At 62.1% G+C, this 18735-nt stretch carries 19 protein-coding genes; all 19 read left to right on the top strand.

What is annotated here, in order from left to right:
- The 19 genes from aspS to pknB all read left to right on the top strand — a co-directional run bounded on the left by aspS (position 1) and on the right by pknB (position 18724).
- Complete coding sequence (aspS, locus tag K341_RS0100400; RefSeq protein WP_026761479.1) at positions 1 to 1809, top strand: aspartate--tRNA ligase; 1809 nt, start codon at positions 1 to 3, stop codon at positions 1807 to 1809.
- 79 nt (positions 1810 to 1888) lie between these two features.
- On the top strand, positions 1889 to 2614 hold the full coding sequence (locus K341_RS0100395) for a WecB/TagA/CpsF family glycosyltransferase (protein ID WP_026761478.1): 726 nt from the start codon (positions 1889 to 1891) through the stop codon (positions 2612 to 2614).
- Positions 2615 to 2683: 69 nt separating this feature from the next.
- Positions 2684 to 3316 carry a phosphatidylserine decarboxylase gene (locus tag K341_RS0100390; RefSeq protein WP_009438026.1) on the top strand — a complete coding sequence of 211 codons (633 nt, stop codon included), beginning with the start codon at positions 2684 to 2686 and terminating at the stop codon, positions 3314 to 3316.
- Positions 3313 to 4026, top strand: coding sequence for a CDP-diacylglycerol--serine O-phosphatidyltransferase (gene pssA, locus K341_RS0100385; protein ID WP_009349989.1), 714 nt, complete (start codon positions 3313 to 3315; stop codon positions 4024 to 4026). Before K341_RS0100390 ends, pssA begins: the two co-directional genes overlap by 4 nt.
- A gap of 6 nt (positions 4027 to 4032) precedes the next feature.
- Entirely contained in the window at positions 4033 to 5313 is a 1281-nt protein-coding gene (locus K341_RS0100380; protein WP_009349990.1) for a glycosyltransferase family 2 protein, read from the top strand.
- Between the two features lie 245 nt (positions 5314 to 5558).
- Positions 5559 to 5939, top strand: coding sequence for a 6-carboxytetrahydropterin synthase QueD (gene queD / locus K341_RS0100375; RefSeq protein ID WP_009349991.1), 381 nt, complete (start codon positions 5559 to 5561; stop codon positions 5937 to 5939).
- 1 nt (position 5940) lies between these two features.
- Entirely contained in the window at positions 5941 to 6672 is a 732-nt protein-coding gene (locus tag K341_RS0100370) for a 7-carboxy-7-deazaguanine synthase QueE (RefSeq protein ID WP_026761477.1), read from the top strand.
- Positions 6673 to 6765: 93 nt separating this feature from the next.
- A complete protein-coding gene (locus K341_RS0100365; protein WP_026761476.1) occupies positions 6766 to 7596 on the top strand; it encodes an amidohydrolase family protein in 831 nt (276 codons plus the stop codon).
- 17 nt (positions 7597 to 7613) lie between these two features.
- Positions 7614 to 8084: a peptide deformylase gene (gene def / locus K341_RS0100360; protein WP_026761475.1), complete on the top strand. Its 471-nt coding sequence runs from the start codon at positions 7614 to 7616 to the stop codon at positions 8082 to 8084.
- A 5-nt stretch (positions 8085 to 8089) separates the two neighbouring features.
- A complete protein-coding gene (gene fmt, locus K341_RS0100355; protein WP_009349996.1) occupies positions 8090 to 9031 on the top strand; it encodes a methionyl-tRNA formyltransferase in 942 nt (313 codons plus the stop codon).
- A complete protein-coding gene (locus K341_RS0100350; protein WP_009349997.1) occupies positions 9024 to 9851 on the top strand; it encodes a DUF116 domain-containing protein in 828 nt (275 codons plus the stop codon). The genes fmt and K341_RS0100350 overlap by 8 nt, the downstream gene beginning before the upstream one ends.
- A 13-nt stretch (positions 9852 to 9864) precedes the next feature.
- Complete coding sequence (gene rsmB, locus K341_RS0100345; RefSeq protein ID WP_009349998.1) at positions 9865 to 11220, top strand: 16S rRNA (cytosine(967)-C(5))-methyltransferase RsmB; 1356 nt, start codon at positions 9865 to 9867, stop codon at positions 11218 to 11220.
- Positions 11217 to 12257, top strand: coding sequence for a dual-specificity RNA methyltransferase RlmN (gene rlmN / locus K341_RS0100340; RefSeq protein WP_009349999.1), 1041 nt, complete (start codon positions 11217 to 11219; stop codon positions 12255 to 12257). Before rsmB ends, rlmN begins: the two co-directional genes overlap by 4 nt.
- A gap of 76 nt (positions 12258 to 12333) precedes the next feature.
- Positions 12334 to 13074 carry an FHA domain-containing protein gene (locus K341_RS0100335; RefSeq protein ID WP_009350000.1) on the top strand — a complete coding sequence of 247 codons (741 nt, stop codon included), beginning with the start codon at positions 12334 to 12336 and terminating at the stop codon, positions 13072 to 13074.
- 2 nt (positions 13075 to 13076) lie between these two features.
- The gene (locus K341_RS0100330) at positions 13077 to 13535 is read left to right on the top strand and encodes an FHA domain-containing protein (protein WP_009350001.1); all 459 of its coding nucleotides are present in this window, start codon (positions 13077 to 13079) and stop codon (positions 13533 to 13535) included.
- A gap of 4 nt (positions 13536 to 13539) precedes the next feature.
- On the top strand, positions 13540 to 14247 hold the full coding sequence (locus K341_RS0100325; RefSeq protein WP_009350002.1) for a Stp1/IreP family PP2C-type Ser/Thr phosphatase: 708 nt from the start codon (positions 13540 to 13542) through the stop codon (positions 14245 to 14247).
- Positions 14244 to 15521 carry an FtsW/RodA/SpoVE family cell cycle protein gene (locus tag K341_RS0100320; RefSeq protein WP_009350003.1) on the top strand — a complete coding sequence of 426 codons (1278 nt, stop codon included), beginning with the start codon at positions 14244 to 14246 and terminating at the stop codon, positions 15519 to 15521. The genes K341_RS0100325 and K341_RS0100320 overlap by 4 nt, the downstream gene beginning before the upstream one ends.
- Positions 15514 to 16914, top strand: coding sequence for a peptidoglycan D,D-transpeptidase FtsI family protein (locus K341_RS0100315; RefSeq protein ID WP_026761474.1), 1401 nt, complete (start codon positions 15514 to 15516; stop codon positions 16912 to 16914). The genes K341_RS0100320 and K341_RS0100315 overlap by 8 nt, the downstream gene beginning before the upstream one ends.
- Before the next feature lie 46 nt (positions 16915 to 16960).
- Entirely contained in the window at positions 16961 to 18724 is a 1764-nt protein-coding gene (gene pknB, locus K341_RS0100310) for a Stk1 family PASTA domain-containing Ser/Thr kinase (RefSeq protein WP_009350005.1), read from the top strand.
- The last annotated feature ends 11 nt before the right edge of the window (positions 18725 to 18735 follow it).

Below are 18735 nucleotides of genomic sequence, written 5' to 3'. Positions count from 1 at the left end.
ATGGAAACAATGCAGGGATTAAAGAGAACACACGGCTGCGGCACGCTGCGCAAGGAGCACGTCGGCGGCAAAGTATCGCTGTGCGGCTGGGTATCGCGCCGCCGCGACCACGGCGGGCTGATCTTCGTCGACATGCGCGACCGCTCGGGGCTCGTCCAGATCGTCTTTGACGAGGCGGTCATGGCGGGCGGCACATTTCATGATGCCGAGACGCTGCGCTCGGAGTTCGTCATCGCCGTGCGCGGCAGCGTGCGTGCGCGCAGTGCGGACACGGTGAACCCGAACATGGAGACGGGCGAAGTCGAGATCGTCGTGAGCGAGCTGTGCATTCTCAACAAGGCAAAGACGCCGCCGTTCTACATTCAGGACGGCATCGACGTCGACGAGATGATACGCCTGCGCTACCGCTACCTCGACCTGCGCCGTCCCGAGATGCAGGCAAACATCATGCTGCGTCACCGCGTCGCAAAGATCATGCGCGACTTCTTCGACCGCAGCGGCTTCCTCGAGATCGAGACGCCGATGCTCTGCAAGAGCACGCCCGAGGGCGCGCGGGACTTCCTCGTGCCGAGCCGTCTCAACGCGGGCGAGTTCTACGCATTGCCGCAGTCTCCGCAGATCTTTAAGCAGCTCCTCATGGTCTCCGGATTTGAGAAATACTTCCAGATCGTGCGCTGTTTCCGCGACGAGGATCTGCGCGCGGATCGTCAGCCCGAATTTACCCAGCTCGATATCGAGATGTCGTTCATGGATCAGGAATCCATTCTCTCCCTGATGGAAGAGCTCGTCAAAGAAGTATTCGAAAAGACGCTTGGCGCGCACATCGAGACGCCGCTGCCGCGCATGTCGTGGGACGAAGCAATGGAGCGGTTCGGCTCGGACAAGCCCGATCTCCGCTTTGGCATGGAGCTTCGGGACATCACGGAGTACGTCGGCGGCTCGGAGTTCAAGGTGTTCAACGCCGTCATGGAAGCGGGCGGGCGCGTCAAGGTCATCAACGTCGAGGGCTACGCCAACATCCCGCGCCGCGAGCTCGACGGGCTCGTGACCTATGTGCAGAACTACGGGGCAAAGGGGCTCGCGTGGATTCAGTACACGGAGGAGGGCGTCAAGTCTCCGTTTAAGAAGTTCTACGCGGACGAGACGTTCGAGACCATCAAGAACGCCGTCGACGCAAAGACGGGCGACCTCCTGCTCGTCGTCGCGGATCAGCCCGCCGTCGTCGCGCAGGCGCTCGGCGAACTCCGTCTCGAAATGGGACGCCGCCGCGGGCTTATCGACCCGGACGCGCTGTCCTTCCTGTGGGTCGTCGATTTCCCCATGTTCGAATACAGCGCGGAGGAAAAACGATACAAGGCGATGCATCATCCCTTCACCGCGCCGCGCGACGAGGACATCCCCATGCTCGCAACCGATCCCGGCAAGGTTAAGGCAAACGCGTACGACATGGTGCTCAACGGCGTCGAGATTGGCGGCGGAAGTCTGCGCATCTATCGGAGCGACTTGCAGGAGCAGGTCTTTGAGACGCTCGGGCTCAGCCCCGAGGAGGCGCGCGAGAAGTTCGGCTTCATGATGAACGCGTTCGAATACGGCACGCCGCCGCACGGCGGGCTCGCGTTCGGGCTCGACCGCCTCGTGATGCTCATGGCAAAGCGCCGTTCGATCCGCGACGTCATTCCGTTCCCCAAGACGCAGAGCGCGTCGGACGTCATGTGTCAGGCACCCTCGTCGGTGGACGAAAAGCAGCTCCGCGAGCTCTACATCCGCACCGCCGTTCCGAAGAAGAAGCAGGACGGCGCGGCGCAGTAACGGGAAATAGGGGAGAGCGTCTATGAAGGCGCTCTCTTTTCACGACATCGGGTCGTGATACGGGAGGAGGAAATGCCCATTGGCGGAGCGTGTGAATATTTTGGGCGTTGCGGTGGACGCCGTGACGATGCCGGAGGCGGTCGCCGCCGTCGAGTACTATATGGATGCGCGCGCGGGGGTGACGGTCGCGACGGCGAACGCGGAGATGATCATGCGCGCGACGAAGGATGCCGCTCTGCGGGACGTTCTCGCCGCGGCGGCGCTCGTCGTACCGGACGGCGCGGGGACAGTCTGGGCGGCACGCCACCTCGGGCACGCGATGCCCGAGCGCGTCGCTGGCTACGACCTCGTGCAGGAGCTCCTGCGCCGCGCGCCTGCCGCACACCGCCGCGTCTATTTCTTCGGCGCTGCGCCGGGCGTTGCGGAGAAGGCAAAGGCAAAGGCGGAGCAGCTATATCCCGGCATCGAGATCGTCGGCGTTCGCGACGGTTTCTTTTCGGCGGACATGAATGATGCGATTATTTCGGATATTCGCACCGCGCGCCCCGACCTCCTGCTCGTCGCCCTCGGCGTGCCAAAACAGGAGAAGTGGATTCACGAACATCTCGCGGCGCTCGGCGTTCCCGTCGCCATCGGCGTCGGCGGCACACTCGACGTTATGGCGGGCGTCATGAAGCGCGCGCCGCGCTGGATGCAAAAGGCAAAGCTCGAATGGCTCTTCCGCGGAATGCTCCAGCCGAAGCGCGCGGGCAGACTGCTCGCCCTGCCGAAATTCGTCCTGAAGGTACACGCCGCACGAAAATGAGGGCGGCACTTGTGGACAAAGAATAGGCTTTCCATTATAATATGAGAGAATAAAAGGAGGCGGAGGCGCATGGTCATTGTCAGCGAGGGCTATAAGTTCATCGGCGCGGCGCTCGTGCTCGCGGCGATCCTCGGCGGATTTGCGCATCCCTACGCAGCCGTTCCGTTCGTGATACTCGCCTGCTACTTTGCATATTTTTTCCGCAGTCCCGCGCGCGAGATCGTGCAGCACAGGGATCATATCCTCTCGCCTGCGGACGGCACGGTCACGGAGATTTGCCCCGTCCCAGCGGATGAATTTGTCGGCGAGCCGTGTAACAAGATCGTCATCTTCATGTCCGTGTTCAACGTGCATGTGAACCGCAGTCCGATCGACGGCGAGATTAAACTGCAGCGGTATTACTGCGGGCGATTCCGCCCCGCGTATAAGGACGAGGTCGGCTTTGAGAACGAGCATCATCTCATCGGCATCGACCGCGGCGATCTGCGCGTCACGGTGAAGCAGATCGCGGGCATCCTCGCGCGGCGCATCGTCTCGTGGGTGACGCTCGACGACAAGATGCAGCAGGGTGAAATCTACGGCATGATCCGGTTCGGCTCATGTCTCGAGGTTGTCATGCCCGTGCGGGCAAAGGTGCTCGTGGAGAAAGGCGAAAAAGTACAGGGCGGGATCACCGTTCTGGGGAGGCTTGACGGCGAATGAATTACAGACGGTTCCTGCCGAATCTCTGTACGGCGATGAATTTGGTCTTTGGCATGTGTTCGATTCTCTCGACCGTGCAGGGACATCTCGATTGGGGCGCAATCTTTATCTTTTTGGCGCTCATCGCGGATGGACTGGACGGGCGGACAGCGCGCTTTTTCGGCGTCTCAAGCGAGTTCGGCAAGGAGATGGACTCGCTCTGCGACCTCGGCTCGTTCGGCATCGCGCCCGCGCTGCTCGCGTGGACGTTTGTGCTGCACAGCTATGGATCGCTTGGCGTCGCCGCAACGATCTTCTTTGCCATCTGCGGCATGTGGCGGCTCACGCGGTTCAACGTCAATGCCGCGGTCGTGCACGGCTATTTCATGGGGCTCGCGATTCCCGCGGGGGGCAACCTCGTCGGCATGACCGTGTGGCTGCTCCTCTCGCTCGGCATCGACCCGCGCGCGTTCGGCGCCGCCGCGCCGATCTTCGTCGCGGTCGTCGGTTATCTCATGGTCAGTCATATTCACTATCCCGATTTTAAGGGCGGCGGAGAAAAAATCTACCTCGGCGCGAAGCTCGCGGCGCTCGTCATTTTCGCGGGCATCATTTATCTTGGAAGCGCGGCGGCGCTGCCCGCCGTCTTTGCCGCGCTCTTTGCAACCTATGCGGTCTTTGGCATCGTCAACCACACGATTGCCGCCGTCATGCCGAAAAAGGAAGGCTGAAGCTGCATGACTGAGATTATTCACTCTCTCTCGCCGCTCCTGCCGGCACATCCCTTCGATATCGTCATGATACCGGTGCAGATTTTTATTCTGCTCTTTACCCTGTACTTCTTCTTCATCGGCTTTTGCTGCCTGTGGCGGCGCAAAGAGAAGAAGATCCTCACACCGGAAAAAAACTTTGCCGTCGTCGTCGCCGCGCACAACGAGGAAGCGGTCATCGGACAGCTCATCGAGAATCTAAAGCGGCTCGACTACCCCGACGAACTCTACGATATCTACGTCATCGCGGACAACTGCAGCGACGCGACTGCGCAGATTTCGGCGGATGCCGGCGCGATCGTCTGTGAGCGTACGCACCCGACGAAGAAGAGCAAAGGCTTTGCCCTTGAGTGGATGTTCGACCGCCTTTTCACCATGGATAAGGAATACGACGCCGTCGCCATATTTGACGCGGACAACCTCGTCCACCCGAACTTCCTCAAAGAGATGAACAACCGCCTCCTCAAGGGCGACAAGGTGATTCAGGGCTATCTCGACGCGAAGAATCCGTATGACACATGGGTCGCGGGGACGTTTGCCATCGCGTTCTGGGTCATCGACCACATCTCCCACCTTGCCAAGACGAACATCGGACTCTCCGCGTGTCTCGGCGGCACGGGCATGTGCATCACGACCGACGTGCTGAAACGCCACGGCTGGCGCGCGACCTGTCTCACCGAGGACATGGAGTTCACCATGAAGCTCCTCGCCGAGGGCATCAAGACCACATGGGCGCACGACGCCATCGTCTACGACGAGAAGCCGCTGACGTTCCGCCAAGCGTGGAACCAGCGCCGCCGCTGGGCGCAGGGGCAGTTCGACGTCGCGCATCGATTCATTCCGACCATGCTGCGCGAGGGATGGCGGCGCAGGGACATCCGCATTTGGGACGGGTGTCTCTACCTCCTGCAGCCGCACTTCCTCATGATCTCAACCTTGTTCATCATCATCAGCTATGTGCAGCTTGCATTCCCGCCCTTTTATACGAGCATTTATAAATTCCTCCCGTCCCAGCTCATGACCGTCATCATGATCGGGCAGTACGTCCTGCCGATGATCATCCTGATCAAAGTCCGCGCCAAACTCAAAGCGTGGTTCTACCTCCTGCTCTATCCCGTGTTCATCTACTCGTGGATCCCGATCATCTTCCTCGGGTTTATTCACAGGAACGAGCATGAGTGGAGTCATACCAAACACACCCGTGCGATGAGCATGGACGAGGTCGTGAAGCGCGATTTTGGCGCATAGAGGCGTGACACGGGATTTTCGCGCATCGCTGTGTCATGTCGTCGAACGCATCAGTCGACGTAGGTCTTAACTACGCCTCCTTCGCGTTCTCCTCATTCCTTGCGCTGCATCGAAACTTCCGCGTCGCTTAGGCTATCGTGGCGGTGGCACCTAGCGGTGCAGCTTAGAAAAATTCTGGACAATCATAGGGAGATAAAACATGGCTGCTGCTTCTATGCGGCAGTCTTTTCAGTAAAGGAGACTTTATGTACACACTGCGCGTTGAGGGCGCTTTTGAGGCGGCGCACCGGGTGGTCGATTACCCGGGGAAATGCGACCGTCTGCATGGTCATAATTGGGTGGTCGAGGCGGCATTTCGCGGGACGCAGCTCGACGATCTCGGAATGCTGATCGACTTTAAGGTCGCAAAGAAGGCGCTTGCCGCCGTTTTGGACGACTACGACCATTATTATCTGAACGATATTCCGCCGTTCAGCGAAGGGGTCAACCCGACGGCGGAGAACCTCGCGCGCATCATCTATGAGCGGCTTGCCGCGCGCGAGGAGCTCGCGGGGACGGGCGCGGAGCTTGCGGCGCTGACCGTGTGGGAGTCGCCGAAGTCCTCCGTCACCTATACGAAGGACTGATATGCGCGAGAATATCATCGAAATTTTTTCTTCTATTCAGGGCGAGGGGAAGTATGTCGGTTGCCGGCAGGTATTCGTGCGCCTTGAGGGCTGCAATCTCGACTGCACTTACTGCGATACGGAGAACGAGATCGGGCGGCACCCGACCTGTATGGTGGAGATGCCTGCGGGCTCGCATGAGCTGCACTCCTATGCCAATCCGCTCTCTATCGAGACCGTCGCCGCGCTCGTCGCACAGGTCGCGGGGGACGTGCCGCATCATTCGCTGAGCGTGACGGGCGGTGAACCGCTCCTGCATGTGCCGTTCATTCGTGCGCTCAAAGAGCGCGTGCCGCTGCCAATCTTTCTTGAGACGAACGGCACACTGCATGATGCGCTCGCGCGCTGTATTGACTGCGTGTCGTACATCAGTATGGACATTAAACTTCCGGGCGTGCTCTCGCATCCCGTGTGGGACGCGCACGCGCGGTTTTTAGAAATCGCGCGCACGAAGGATGTCTATGTGAAGGTGGTCGTCGCGGCCGAGACGCGAGAGGACGAGGTGCGCACGGCGGCGCGAATGGTCGCGGAGACTGCGCCCGATGTGCTGCTCATCCTTCAGCCCGTGACGCCGTACGGCGGCTGTACGGCGCCGACGCCTGCGCGGCTGCTTGCATTACAGCAAATCGCGCTTGTACACGTCCCCGATGTGCGCGTGATCCCGCAGACACACCGCATGATGGATTTGCTCTGACCTCGAATGTCTCTTTCGTTACGGAAAACTATTGACGCCTGTGGTAAACTAAACGGACAGCATAAATAGATACTGCATAGAAAAGAGATCGATATGAAGATCATTGATGCACATTTGCATTTTTCCATGTGGGAGCATTTTGACGAGATTGCGCGTGCCGCAGGGCACGAGAATACGGCGGAGGGGCTGCGGCGCGACTTTGCCGCCGAGGGGATTGTGCACGGCGTCGTCATGGGAAATCTGCCCGTGGAGGAGCTGCACCCGGGCTACCCGGGCTATCTGCACTACTGCGTGGGGATTGCGGGCGATGGGGTGACCGAGATGACGCACGCGCGCATCGAAAAGCTCCTACCCGCACTGGAGCGGCACCTCCAAAGCGACCGCTGCGTCGGAGTGAAGCTCTATCCGGGCTACAATTATTTCTATATTTACGAGGACTACCTGACACCCGTGTACGAACTCGCAGCGCAGTACGGGAAGCCCGTTGCCGTGCATACGGGACTGACGGCGACGGAGAAAGCGCTGCTCAAATACGCGCATCCGAACGTCATTGACGAGGCGGCGACGAAGTTCCGCGATGTGAATTTTGTCATGTGCCATTTCGGCGAGCCGTATTTCACGGATGCCGTCGCGGTGATGGAGAAGAACCTCAATGTGTCGGCGGATCTCTCGGGTATGCTCGAGGGGAAGATCCCGGACTTTGCGGAGTTCTGCCGCCGCCGTCGCTTCTACATCGACCAACTGAAGGGCTGGCTCTCGTATCTGAGCGCGTACGACCGTCTCATGTTCGGGACGGACTGGCCGCTTGCGAACCTCGGCGATTACATCGCGTTTACAAAGGAACTCATTCCGCAGGAGCATTGGAACGCCGTGTTCTACGACAACGCCGTGCGGATCTACAGTCTGCATTTGGACGAATCATAAAGATAAAGGGAAGATATATGGCTGTTTTAGAGATAAAAAAAGCGGGCGATCCCGTGTTAAAGCAGGTGGCGGAGCCGATCGACCGTCTGACGAAGCGGCACCGGCAGCTCCTCGACGATATGGCGGAGACGATGTACGCGGCAAACGGGGTAGGTCTCGCCGCGCCGCAGATCGGCAAATCCATCCGCATGGTGGTGATCGATGTAGAGGATGAGCACGGTCTGCTTGAGCTGATCAACCCCGTCATCACGATGCGCGAGGGCACGGTCGTCGGCTCGGAGGGGTGTCTCTCCGTGCCGAAGATGTTCGGCGATGTGGAGCGCGCGGCGCGCGTGACGGTGGAGTACACCGATCGGCGCAGCCGCCAGCGGTCGCTGACCGCCGAGGGACTGCTCGCGCGCTGTATTCAGCACGAGTGCGATCATCTCGACGGCAGGCTCTTCATCGACATCGCCGTGAATCTGCACAAAGAGGAAGAGAAGGGGTGAGTGCGATGCGCGTCGTCTTTATGGGAACGCCGGATTTTGCCGTGCCGATCGCGGCGGCGCTCGCCGCACGTCCCGATCTCACAGAGGTTGTTGCCGTCGTGACGCAGCCCGACCGTCCGCGCGGGCGCGGGAAAAAGGTGCTTGCGTCCCCCGTCAAGGCGTGGGCGCTCGAGAACCGGATTCCCGTACTTCAACCTGTACGCGCCCGCGACGCGGCGTTCATCGAGGAGATGCGCGCCCTGCATCCCGACGTCGCCGTTGTCGCGGCATTCGGTCAGATTCTATCGCAGGAACTCTTAGACGTTCCGACGCACGGCTGCATCAACGTCCACGCGTCGCTCCTGCCGCGCTGGCGCGGAGCGGCGCCGATTCAGCACGCGGTGATGGCGGGCGATGCGGTCTCGGGCATCACGACGATGCAGATGGACGCGGGGCTCGATACGGGCGATATGCTCCTGTGCCGCGCGGTTCCCATTACGCCGGATACGACGTACGGGACGCTCCATGACGCACTGATGGAAATGGGCGCCGCGCTCATCGTCGAGACGATGGAGCAGCTTGCCGCTGGCAGGCTCGTTCGCACGCCGCAGACAGGTGAGAGCTGCTACGCGCCGCGCATCACGCGTGAGACGGCGCAGATCGACTGGTCGCGTCCCGCGCGTGAGCTGGATGCGCTCGTGCGCGGGCTGAATCCCGTGCCCTATGCCGTGACCTCACACGCGGGCGCGGTCTATAAGATCGGGCGTCTCCACGGGACGGGACGCCCCGCGTCCGCCGTTCCGGGCACGATTGTGTCCGCCGATCCAAAGGGCGGACTGATCGTTGCGGCGGGGGACGAGGACGTTGCGGTGACGGAGATGCAAGCGCCCGGAAAGAAGATGATGGAAGCGGCGGCGTATCTGCGCGGGCATCGCTTTGAGATAAATACAAGGTTTGAATATGAGTGAACAGGTATTAACGGTCAACGGCGCGGCGCGCGGGGTGAAAAAGACGATCGTGCTGCCGTCCCGTCCGAAAAAAAGGCTTTTCATCGGGATGCTCTCGCTCGTGACACTGCTCACGGCGGCGCTCCTCTTTGCCATATGGTACATCGGTGTGCCGGGGCTCGCGCGGATTCAGCCGATGCTGCCGTGGGGGCTCGGGGCGCTCCTTTCGATTGCGGTTTTGGTGTCCTTCTTTGGGATCTTCAACATGGTGCTCGCGATCGCGGGGCTGCCCTATGTGCCGTGGATGAAGCGGCAGACGTACGAGCTGATCAACCTCCTTTTCCCCGCCGCCGTGCGGCTCGGCGCCGTCTTTGGCATCAAGCGGCGGCGCCTGGAGGGCTCGTTCATCGCGGTGAGCAATCTGCTGTTTCACCGGATGCACATCCGCGTCCCCGCGAATCGGCTGCTCGTCGTGACGCCGCACTGCTTGCAGCTCGCGAGCTGTCCTCACAAGGTGACGCGCGATCCGAACAACTGCAAGCGATGCGGCGGCTGCAATGTCGGCGATCTCGTCGCGCTCGCGGAGGAGATGGGATTCCATTTCTTCATCGCGACGGGCGGCACGCTCGCGCGGCAGATGGTCTACAATACGCGCCCGAAGGCGGTGCTCGCCATCGCGTGCGAACGCGACCTCATGAGCGGGATTCAGGACGTCTACCCGCTGCCCGCCGTCGGCGTGCTCAACATCCGCCCGAACGGACCGTGCTACAATACGAGCGTCGACATGGCGGAGGTGCGCGCGCAGCTTGAGCAGATCATCGAGCCGGTCAAGGAGAAATAAAGGGGAAGGCTGAATGACAGAAAACCGCTATGCCGCAGACAAGATCGATCCCGTGCGGGAGCTTGCGATGCAGGTACTCATGGAGGTGCATAGGGACGGCGCGTATGCGAACGTCGCGCTCGTCCGTGCGATGCGAGCGGCGCAGCTCACCGACCGCGACCGCCGCTTTTTGACGGAACTCGTTTACGGCACGGTCAAGGCGGGCGACACGCTCGACGATATGATCGCCAAGTATCTGCGCGACGGAAAAGCGCGCATAAAGCCGCAGATCCGTGAAATTCTGCGCCTCGGCATCTATCAGATCTTCTTCATGGATAAAGTACCCGCATCCGCCGCCTGCAACACTGCCGTAGAACTCGCGAAAAAACACGGCAAGAGGGGGGCGGATTCGTTTGTCAATGCGGTGCTGCGCGCGGCGGTCAGAGAGCCGGAACGCGCCGCGATCCCGGCGGGGCGCAATGCGCGACTGCTCGCGCTGCGGGAGCAGCATCCGTTTTGGATGGCGAACCGGTGGGTGCGTCTCTACGGCTATGAGCGTGCGGAGGAGCTTTGCCGCTGCAACAACGGGAGCGCGCCGCTCGCTCTGCGCGTGAACACGCTGCGCATCGACCGTGAAGGCTTGCTGAAAAAACTTGCGGCGGCGGGGGCGCAGGCACGCCCGTCGGCGACCGTGCCCGACGGCATCGTGGTGACGTCGCACGGGATGCTCGACGCGCTTGCGCCGCTGCGCGAGGGGCTTTGTCAGGTACAGGACGAGAGCTCGATGCTCGTCGCGCATGTGCTCGGCGCCGCGCCCGGCATGACCGTGATCGACGCCTGCGCCGCGCCCGGCGGCAAGACGACGCACATCGCGCAGCGCATGGAGAATCGCGGGAAAATCTATGCTTTCGACGTCTATGAGGGCAAGATCGCGCGCATCGAGAACAATGCGCGGCGGCTCGGCATCGACATCATCGAGCCCCGCCTTCTCGATGCGCGGGAGATCGGCGCGCACTATGCGGGGACGGCGGATCGCGTGCTCATCGACGCGCCGTGCAGCGGATTCGGCGTACTGCGGCGCAAGCCGGACGCGCGCTGGCGGAGAAAGCCCGAGGAGCTCGGCGCCCTGCCGAAACTCCAGCAGGAGATTCTAGCCGGCGCCGCGGCGGCGGTAAGGCCGGGCGGAGCGCTCGTCTACAGCACCTGCACGATGGAGACGGCGGAGAACGAGGGCGTCGTGCAGCGTTTTTTGGAACTGCATCCGGAATTTGTTCTTGAAAGGGCGGGCGCGTTCCTCCCAGTGCAGCAGACCGAGGACGCCATGGTGCAAATTTTCCCGACGGAGGACGGAGGGGACGGGTTCTTCATCGCCCGTATGAAACGGCTATGAACATCTTTGGAATGACGGTGGAGGAGCTGCGCGCCGCGCTCGCGCCGTTCGGCATACCCCGCTTCCGTGCCGCGCAGATCGCAGAGGGGATCTATCGGCGCGGGGCGGTTTCTTTTGATGCGATAACGAGCTTGCCGAAATCGCTGCGCGCGCAACTTGCGGAAAACTTTACCATCGAGCGCCCGACGGTCGTGAACCGCCTGCACTCTGCGGACGGCGCGACGATCAAGCTCCTCTATGCGTTCGCCGACGGGCAGACGGCGGAGACGGTGCTCATGCGGCATCCGTACGGGAACTCGGTCTGCATCTCCACGCAGGCGGGCTGCGCGATGGGCTGCGCGTTCTGCGCCTCGACACTGCACGGGCTCGTGCGCAATCTGACGCGCGGGGAGATCGCGGCGCAGGCGATCGGCATCGCTGATTTTCTCCGGCAAGAGGGGGCGCGCGTCGATACCATCGTCGTCATGGGCTCGGGCGAGCCGCTCGAAAACTACGACAACGTTGTCGGCGCACTGCGTCTGCTGCATGAGGACTATGTTCTGGGGCTCGGCTATCGGGGCATGACGCTCTCGACCTCGGGCATCGTGCCGGGCATCGAACGGCTCGCGGACGAAGGCATCCCAATTTCGCTCTCGATCTCCCTGCACGCGCCGACGGACGAGCTGCGCTCGCGCATTATGCCCGTCAACCGCAGATATCCGCTCGCGGACGTCATGCGCGCCGCCCGGCATTATGCGGTGCGGACGAAGCGGCGCATTACCTACGAATACATCCTGATCCGCGATGTGAACGACGGCGTGCGCGCGGCGGAGCAGCTCGCGGCGCTCCTGCGCGGCAGGCTCGCGAGCGTCAATCTCATCCCGATCAACCCCGTCGCCGAGCGCAATCTCCACCGCCCGAGCAGCAACGTGATCCGCAGGTTTCAGCGCACCTTGGAGGAGCGGCATATCACGGCGACGCTGCGGCGCGAAATGGGGACGGATATTCAGGCGGCGTGCGGACAGCTGCGCAACCGTCTTTTGGAAGCGGGACTGTAAATTTTCCGCGTTTTGTGTTATGATAACGAAGATAAAGACTTATTAGGCATTTCGTTTTACAGGAGAACACTGCGCAATGATCGAACGCGTAGAATCTTTTTTGGGGGATCACATCGAGGGATTCTTCAATCGTAAATTCAGCAGCCGTCTCGAGCCGGTCGAGCTGCTTAAAGGGCTCGAGAAAGAGGTGCGCCGCCAGGGCGCGCCGCTGCCCAATTCGTATGTGTTCACGCTCGGGACGGAGGATTACCGGCGGCTGTGCTCGCACCGCATCGCCGACGAGCTCGGCATCGCGCTCAAGAAGCACATCATTCGTGCCGATCTCTCGATGGACGGGAAACTGAGCATCTGTTTCGGATTGGACGAAGAGCTGCGCGCGGGCACCTATCGGCTCGACGCGCGCGTACAGCAGGAGTGCGTTCCTGAGGCGGACGGCGCAGCGTCCTATGACGAGGAGGCGCAGACCATCGTCCTCGAGCGTCCGTCGCTCTCGGAGGTGCGCTGCCTGAACCTCCCGCCCGAACACGACCTCGCCGCGCTATCCGTGACGGGGGGCCCCGATGCGGGGACGTCCGCGATGCTGAGCGAGCGCAAAATCTACATGGGGCGCATGGAGCGCAACGAATTTATCCTGACAGATACGAATGTGTCCCGGATGCACGCGTGGATCGCGTACGAACATCACCGGCATACGATCTGCGACGCCAAGAGCCGCAACGGCACGTTCGTCAACGGCGTGCGCATCACGGCGCACCGCCTGTGCGACGGCGACGAGGTGCGGATCGGCGCGACGACGCTGCGGTACGAGGCGCTGTGACGATGGAGACGGCGGTATTGCTCAAGGGACTGCGCGCCGCACTCGAATACGGGATGCTCTTTTGGCTCGTCTATTTTTCCGTGCAGCTCGCGCACAGGATGTTTGCCGTCACGCGCGCCGATCTGCGTACGGCGCAAAAAGAGCGTGCCGGGGGAGCAGCCGCCGCTCATGCGGAAGCTGTACTGCATGTGCTCTCAGGCGAGGGGCTTGCGGGGCGGAGTTTTCCCATCGGGCGGGAGCTCTCGATCGGGAGGAGCGCGGACAACGACATCGTGATTCCCAATCAATTTGTCTCCCATCATCATGTGCTGATCTATCGCCGGGAAAATCAATATGCGGCGGAGGATCTCGGCAGCCGCAATCACACATATCTAAACGACGGCATACTGACAGGACGAACGTACCTGCACGCGGGCGATGTGCTCCGCATCGGGGCGGTCTCTCTGCGGTTTGAGAGGTAACGGTATGATAGAGGTTTCCGGCGCATCGGACATCGGATGCGTACGAACATCGAACGAGGACAGCTTCGGCGTCTTTGACGGCGTATACGTTGTGGCGGACGGCCTCGGCGGACACGCGGCGGGTGAAGTGGCGAGCCGCATGGTGGTTGCGGCGGTCGAGGAACTATCGCGCCGCGGTGCGGGAGATGCGGCGGCGCTCGTCGCCGCCGTGCAGGAGGCAAACGCACGCGTGCACCGTGCCGCGGAGGAAAATCCCGCCTATGAGGGGATGGGATCGACCGCGACCGTGCTCCGCATCGACGAGGGGACGGGAATGGCGTACTATGCCCACGTCGGCGACAGCCGTCTCTACCTCCTGCGCAGCGGGATATTGCGGCAGGTGTCGCGCGATCATTCCTATGTGGAAGAACTCGTCGCGCAGGGCAAAATCAGCGAGGATGAGGCGCAGCATCACCCGCGGAAAAATCTGCTCATGCGCGCCGTCGGCGTGGACGCTCAGATCGCGGTGGACGGCGACGGCTTCCCCTTGGCGGCGGGCGACCGCTTCCTCCTCGCGACGGACGGCTTGACGAATATGGTGGAGGACGAGGAGCTGCGGGAGATTCTCGGCGGTGACATTGTGGACGCTGCGGAGCGCATGGTGCGGCGTGCCGTCGCCGCAGGAGGGCGCGATAATATCACGGCGATTGCGCTCTCCTACGAGCCGTCATGAACGCGGCGATGCGGTTTGCCCCGCTCGGCATCCTGCTGTCTGCGCTCGGCATCCTGCTCCTAAAGGCAGGGGCGGGCGTGCCCGATTGGTCGTTTGACACTGCGCGGGATCTCCCCTATCTGCCGTGGCTCGCGCTCCTCTTCGCACTCGGCGCGGCGTCGTACGCACTCGCCGCACGGCTGCATCTCGATCCGGTACCGCTCAGCATCGCGTATGTCCTGCTCGCCGTAGGGCTATCGGAGATCGCGCGCCTGCGCCCGGAGCTGTTCGCGGCACAGCTCCGCTGGGCATCGGTCGGCATCGTCCTCTGGGGCGCGGCTGTTTTTGCGTGGAAGCATTGGCGCCGCCTCCTCGACTATCCGTATGTGCTCGGGCTTTTGACGACGGGCGTGCTGATTTTGCCGCTGCTCTTCGGCGTCAGCATCGGCGGAAATCGGAACTGGCTGACGTTCGGCGCGTTTTCCGTGCAGCCGTCGGAGTTTGGGAAGATCCTCCTGATTTTCTTCCTCGCGGCGTATCTCGCGGATCATCTCGCGGTGCTGACGCTGCCCGCGCGCCGCGTGTTCTTCCTGCATTTGCCGCCCGTGCGCTTTATCGCGCCCCTCATCGCGCTTTGGGGGCTGTCCGTGCTGATGTTCGTCATCGCGCGCGATCTCGGCTCCGCGCTGCTCTTCTTTGGAATGGCGGTCATCATGACCTACATGGGGACGGGGCGCAAATCCTATGTATTCCTCGCGGGACTTTTCATCCTGCTCGCGGCGGCGCTCAGCTATGTGTGCTTCGGACATGTGCGCGTGCGCTTTGACATCTGGCTGCATCCGTGGGCAGACCCGAACGGCATGTCGTATCAGGTCGTGCAGTCGCTCTTCGCCGTCGGCACGGGCGGCGTATGGGGAACGGGATTTGCCGAGGGGCATCCGAACCTCATTCCGGAGGTGCATACGGACTTCGTATTTGCGGCGATTGCCGAGGAACTAGGGCTTGTCGGCGCGGCGTTCGTGCTCGTCAACTTCGCGCTCCTCTTTTGGCGCGGGAGCCGCATTGCGATGGGACTGAGCCGTCCGCAGGAGTCGCTGCTCGCGGCGGGCTGCGCCGTGAGTCTCCTCCTGCAGGCGTTCATCATCACGGCGGGCGTGACGAAGCTCCTGCCGCTCACGGGCATTACGCTGCCGTTCATTAGCTATGGCGGCAGCTCGATGTCGGCGAGCTTCATCCTCATCGGCATCTTGACCGCGCTCTCGGGTGAAAATCAGGAGGCGAGGACGGATGGCTGAGCCGCGGATTCGAAAGCACATCGCCGTCGTCGCGCTCTTCCTGCTCGGACTCGTCGGCGTACAGCTCCTCTATCTCGTCAAACTGAGCGTGTGGGATGCCGCGTCGCTTGCCGCGCATCCGCTCAACGCGCGGGCGGCGCTCGCCGAAAACGACGTGCGGCGCGGGCGCATCCTCGACCGTACGGGCAGCGTCCTTGCCGAGAGTGATGCCGCGGGGCATCGGAGCTATCCCTACGGTGCGGCGCTCGCGCCCGTGACGGGCTACCGTACGGAGCGTTACGGCGCGGCAGGGATGGAGCGCGTGGAGGGCAGAGCGCTCTCGGGCGTGACCGGCGATATGGATCGCATGGGACCTCTGCGCACGCTCCTGCGTGCGGACGCGGGCTATGACGTGCGCCTGACGGTGGACGCTGCGCTCTCGGAGACGGCATGGCGCGCGCTCGGCGCGCATCGCGGCGCGGTCGTCGTCATGGATGCCGCGACCGGCGCTGTGCTCACGATGGTGAGCACACCTGCCGTCGATCCCGGTACCGTTGAACGGGACTGGGATGCGCTCACCGCACGCGCGGACAGCCCGCTGCTGAACCGCGTGACACAGGGGCTGTACCCGCCCGGTTCGACGTTCAAGCCGCTCATCGCGGATACCGCGCTAACCGCGGGCGTGACCTCGGAGGACGAGATCTTCACCTGTACGGGCGAGCTTGCGATCGGAACGGATTATGTCCTGCATGAGAGTCACGGAGAGGTGCATGGAAAATTAAATCTTGCGGACGCGCTGCGCGAATCCTGCAACGTGACGTTTGCGACACTTGCGCTTCGCCTTGGGGCGGGCGGACTTTCCAAGGGATTTTCCCGGTTCGGCGTCGGGGAGGAACTCACGACACCCGAACTGACGTCGGCGGCGCATGTACCGGAGTTATCGCAGCTCAGCGACGGCGAGATCGCGCAGATCGGCATCGGTCAGGGGCAGATTCTCGTGACGCCACTCCAGATGGCGCTGATTGCGGACGCCTTTGCAAATAACGGCGAGATCATGCAGCCCTATCTCGTGGACGCCGTGGTCGCGGCGGACGGGACGGCGTTCTATCGCGGTGCACCGTCTGTGTGGAGGACGGCGACGACGCCCGCGCGTGCCGCGCTCATCGACGGCTATATGGCGCAGGTCATCGCGGCGGGCACGGGGACGGCGGCGGACGTTGCCGGCGTGCGCGTCACGGGTAAGACTGGGACGGCGGAGAACGCGACCGGAACGGATCACGCGTGGTTCATCGGCTCGGCGGAGCGAGGCGGGAAAAAGATCGTCATGGCTATTCTTGTGGAGGAAGGCGGCTTTGGCGGCAGGGCTGCGGCGGGCATTGCGCGGCAAATCATTAGAGCATATTTCGAAGGGTAAAGCCTTTTTATCAATAAACATGCGGGCAGATTGAGGAGGAACGATTATGGGTGAGCGCGTCCTGGACGGTCGCTATGCGCTGGAAATGCCGATCGGCAGCGGCGGCATGGCGGATGTCTATCGGGCAAAGGATCAGCTATTGGAGCGCACCGTCGCCGTTAAGATTCTTCACCGGCAATATGAAAACGATACGGAGTTCATCGCGCGGTTTCAGCGCGAGGCAAAGGCGGCGGCACGCATCACGCACCCGAACATCGTCAACGTCTACGATGTCGGCGTCGCCGAGGGGCGGCATTACATCGTGATGGAGTACGTTCCCGGGCGCACGCTCAAAGAACGGATCAAGGAGGAAGTGGCGCTGCCCGTATCGGAGGCGCTGCGTATCGCGGGGCAGATTGCAAGCGCGCTCGCACAGGCACATGCAGCCGGGCTTGTACACTGCGACATCAAGCCGCACAACATCCTCGTCATGCCGGACGGTACGGTGAAGGTCGCCGATTTCGGCATCGCGCGCGCGGTGACGGAATCCACCATGACCTATAACGACAGCGTGATGGGATCGGTACATTATTTCTCGCCCGAGCAGGCGAGCGGCACGACCATCACACCGAAATCCGACGTCTATTCCCTCGGCATCGTGCTCTACGAGATGCTGACCGGGCATGTGCCGTTTGACGGCAATACGGCGGTGAGCATCGCGCGCCGACATCTCGACGAGGAGCCTCAGCCGCTGCACAGCATCCTCCCGGGGATTCCGCCCGTGGTCGATGCGCTCGTCATGCGCATGATGGCAAAAGACCCCGCGCAGCGACCCGACAGCGCACAGCTCGTCCGCGATATCCGCCGTGCGGAGCAGCTTTCCGCCTCAATCGGTGAAACGGCGAGTGTCCCCGCGTTTGATCCCGATGCCACCCGCGTGCTCACGCCGGGCGAGGCACAGGAGATCTCCGCATTTGCCGAAGAAGGGGAGGAGTCTCCGGATGCGGTGGAAAAACGCTCATTCTTCCGCACGAGGAAATTCATTTTCGGGCTGGTACTCGTGCTCATTTTGGGCTTTTTTACAGGGATTTTCCTCAGCTTTGGAAAGTTCTGGAGCACGGTCGAGGTCACCGTTCCCGACGTGACGGGCAAACAGATGACGCTCGCGCGTCAGATACTGGAGGATCAGCATCTGCGCGTGACCGTCGCCGAGACCTTCGACGCGGATGTGCCAGTCGGCGTCGTCGTCTCGCAGTCGCCCGAGGCGGGCATGACGGTTAAGGAAGAGCGCGCGATCACCATCTACGTCAGCAAGGGCGGCGAGGCACTTGAGATGCCGAACCTGCGCGGGTTGAAGCAGACAGACGCCATTGATCGCCTGCAAAAGATGGGGCTGCGGCTCGGCTCGTCCTACGAGACGTTCTCCGACGAGGAGGTCGGCACGGTCATCTCACAGGATCCGCGCAGCGGCGCACGCATCAGCAAAGGGCAGACGGTTGACATTACGGTCAGCAAGGGGCAGAAGGTGAAAAAGACCAATGTCCCGAATGTCAAGGGGGTTCCCATTGACCGCGCGCGCAGTATGATCGAAGAGAGCAATCTGAAGGTCGGCACCGTCGCGCAGGAGGAGAACAGCCAAGCGGCGGGAACCGTCACCGCGCAGTCTCCCGCGGCGGGGACGGAGGTCGACGAGGGAACTGCCGTCCGTCTGACCGTCTCCGAGGGCAGCAAGTCTGCGCCCGCGAAGGGCAAGGACACGAAGAATAATAATAGCAAGAGCAGCGAGAAGCCGCCGTCGGCACGCCGCATCCAAGCGGAAAAAACCGAGTAGAAACGGGGGAC

The organism is Centipeda artemidis DSM 19719 (assembly GCF_000426665.1).
Lineage (GTDB): Bacteria > Bacillota > Negativicutes > Selenomonadales > Selenomonadaceae > Centipeda > Centipeda artemidis.
The sequence above is the reverse complement of the archived record's forward strand: the minus strand, read 5'-3'. Positions and strand labels throughout refer to the sequence as shown.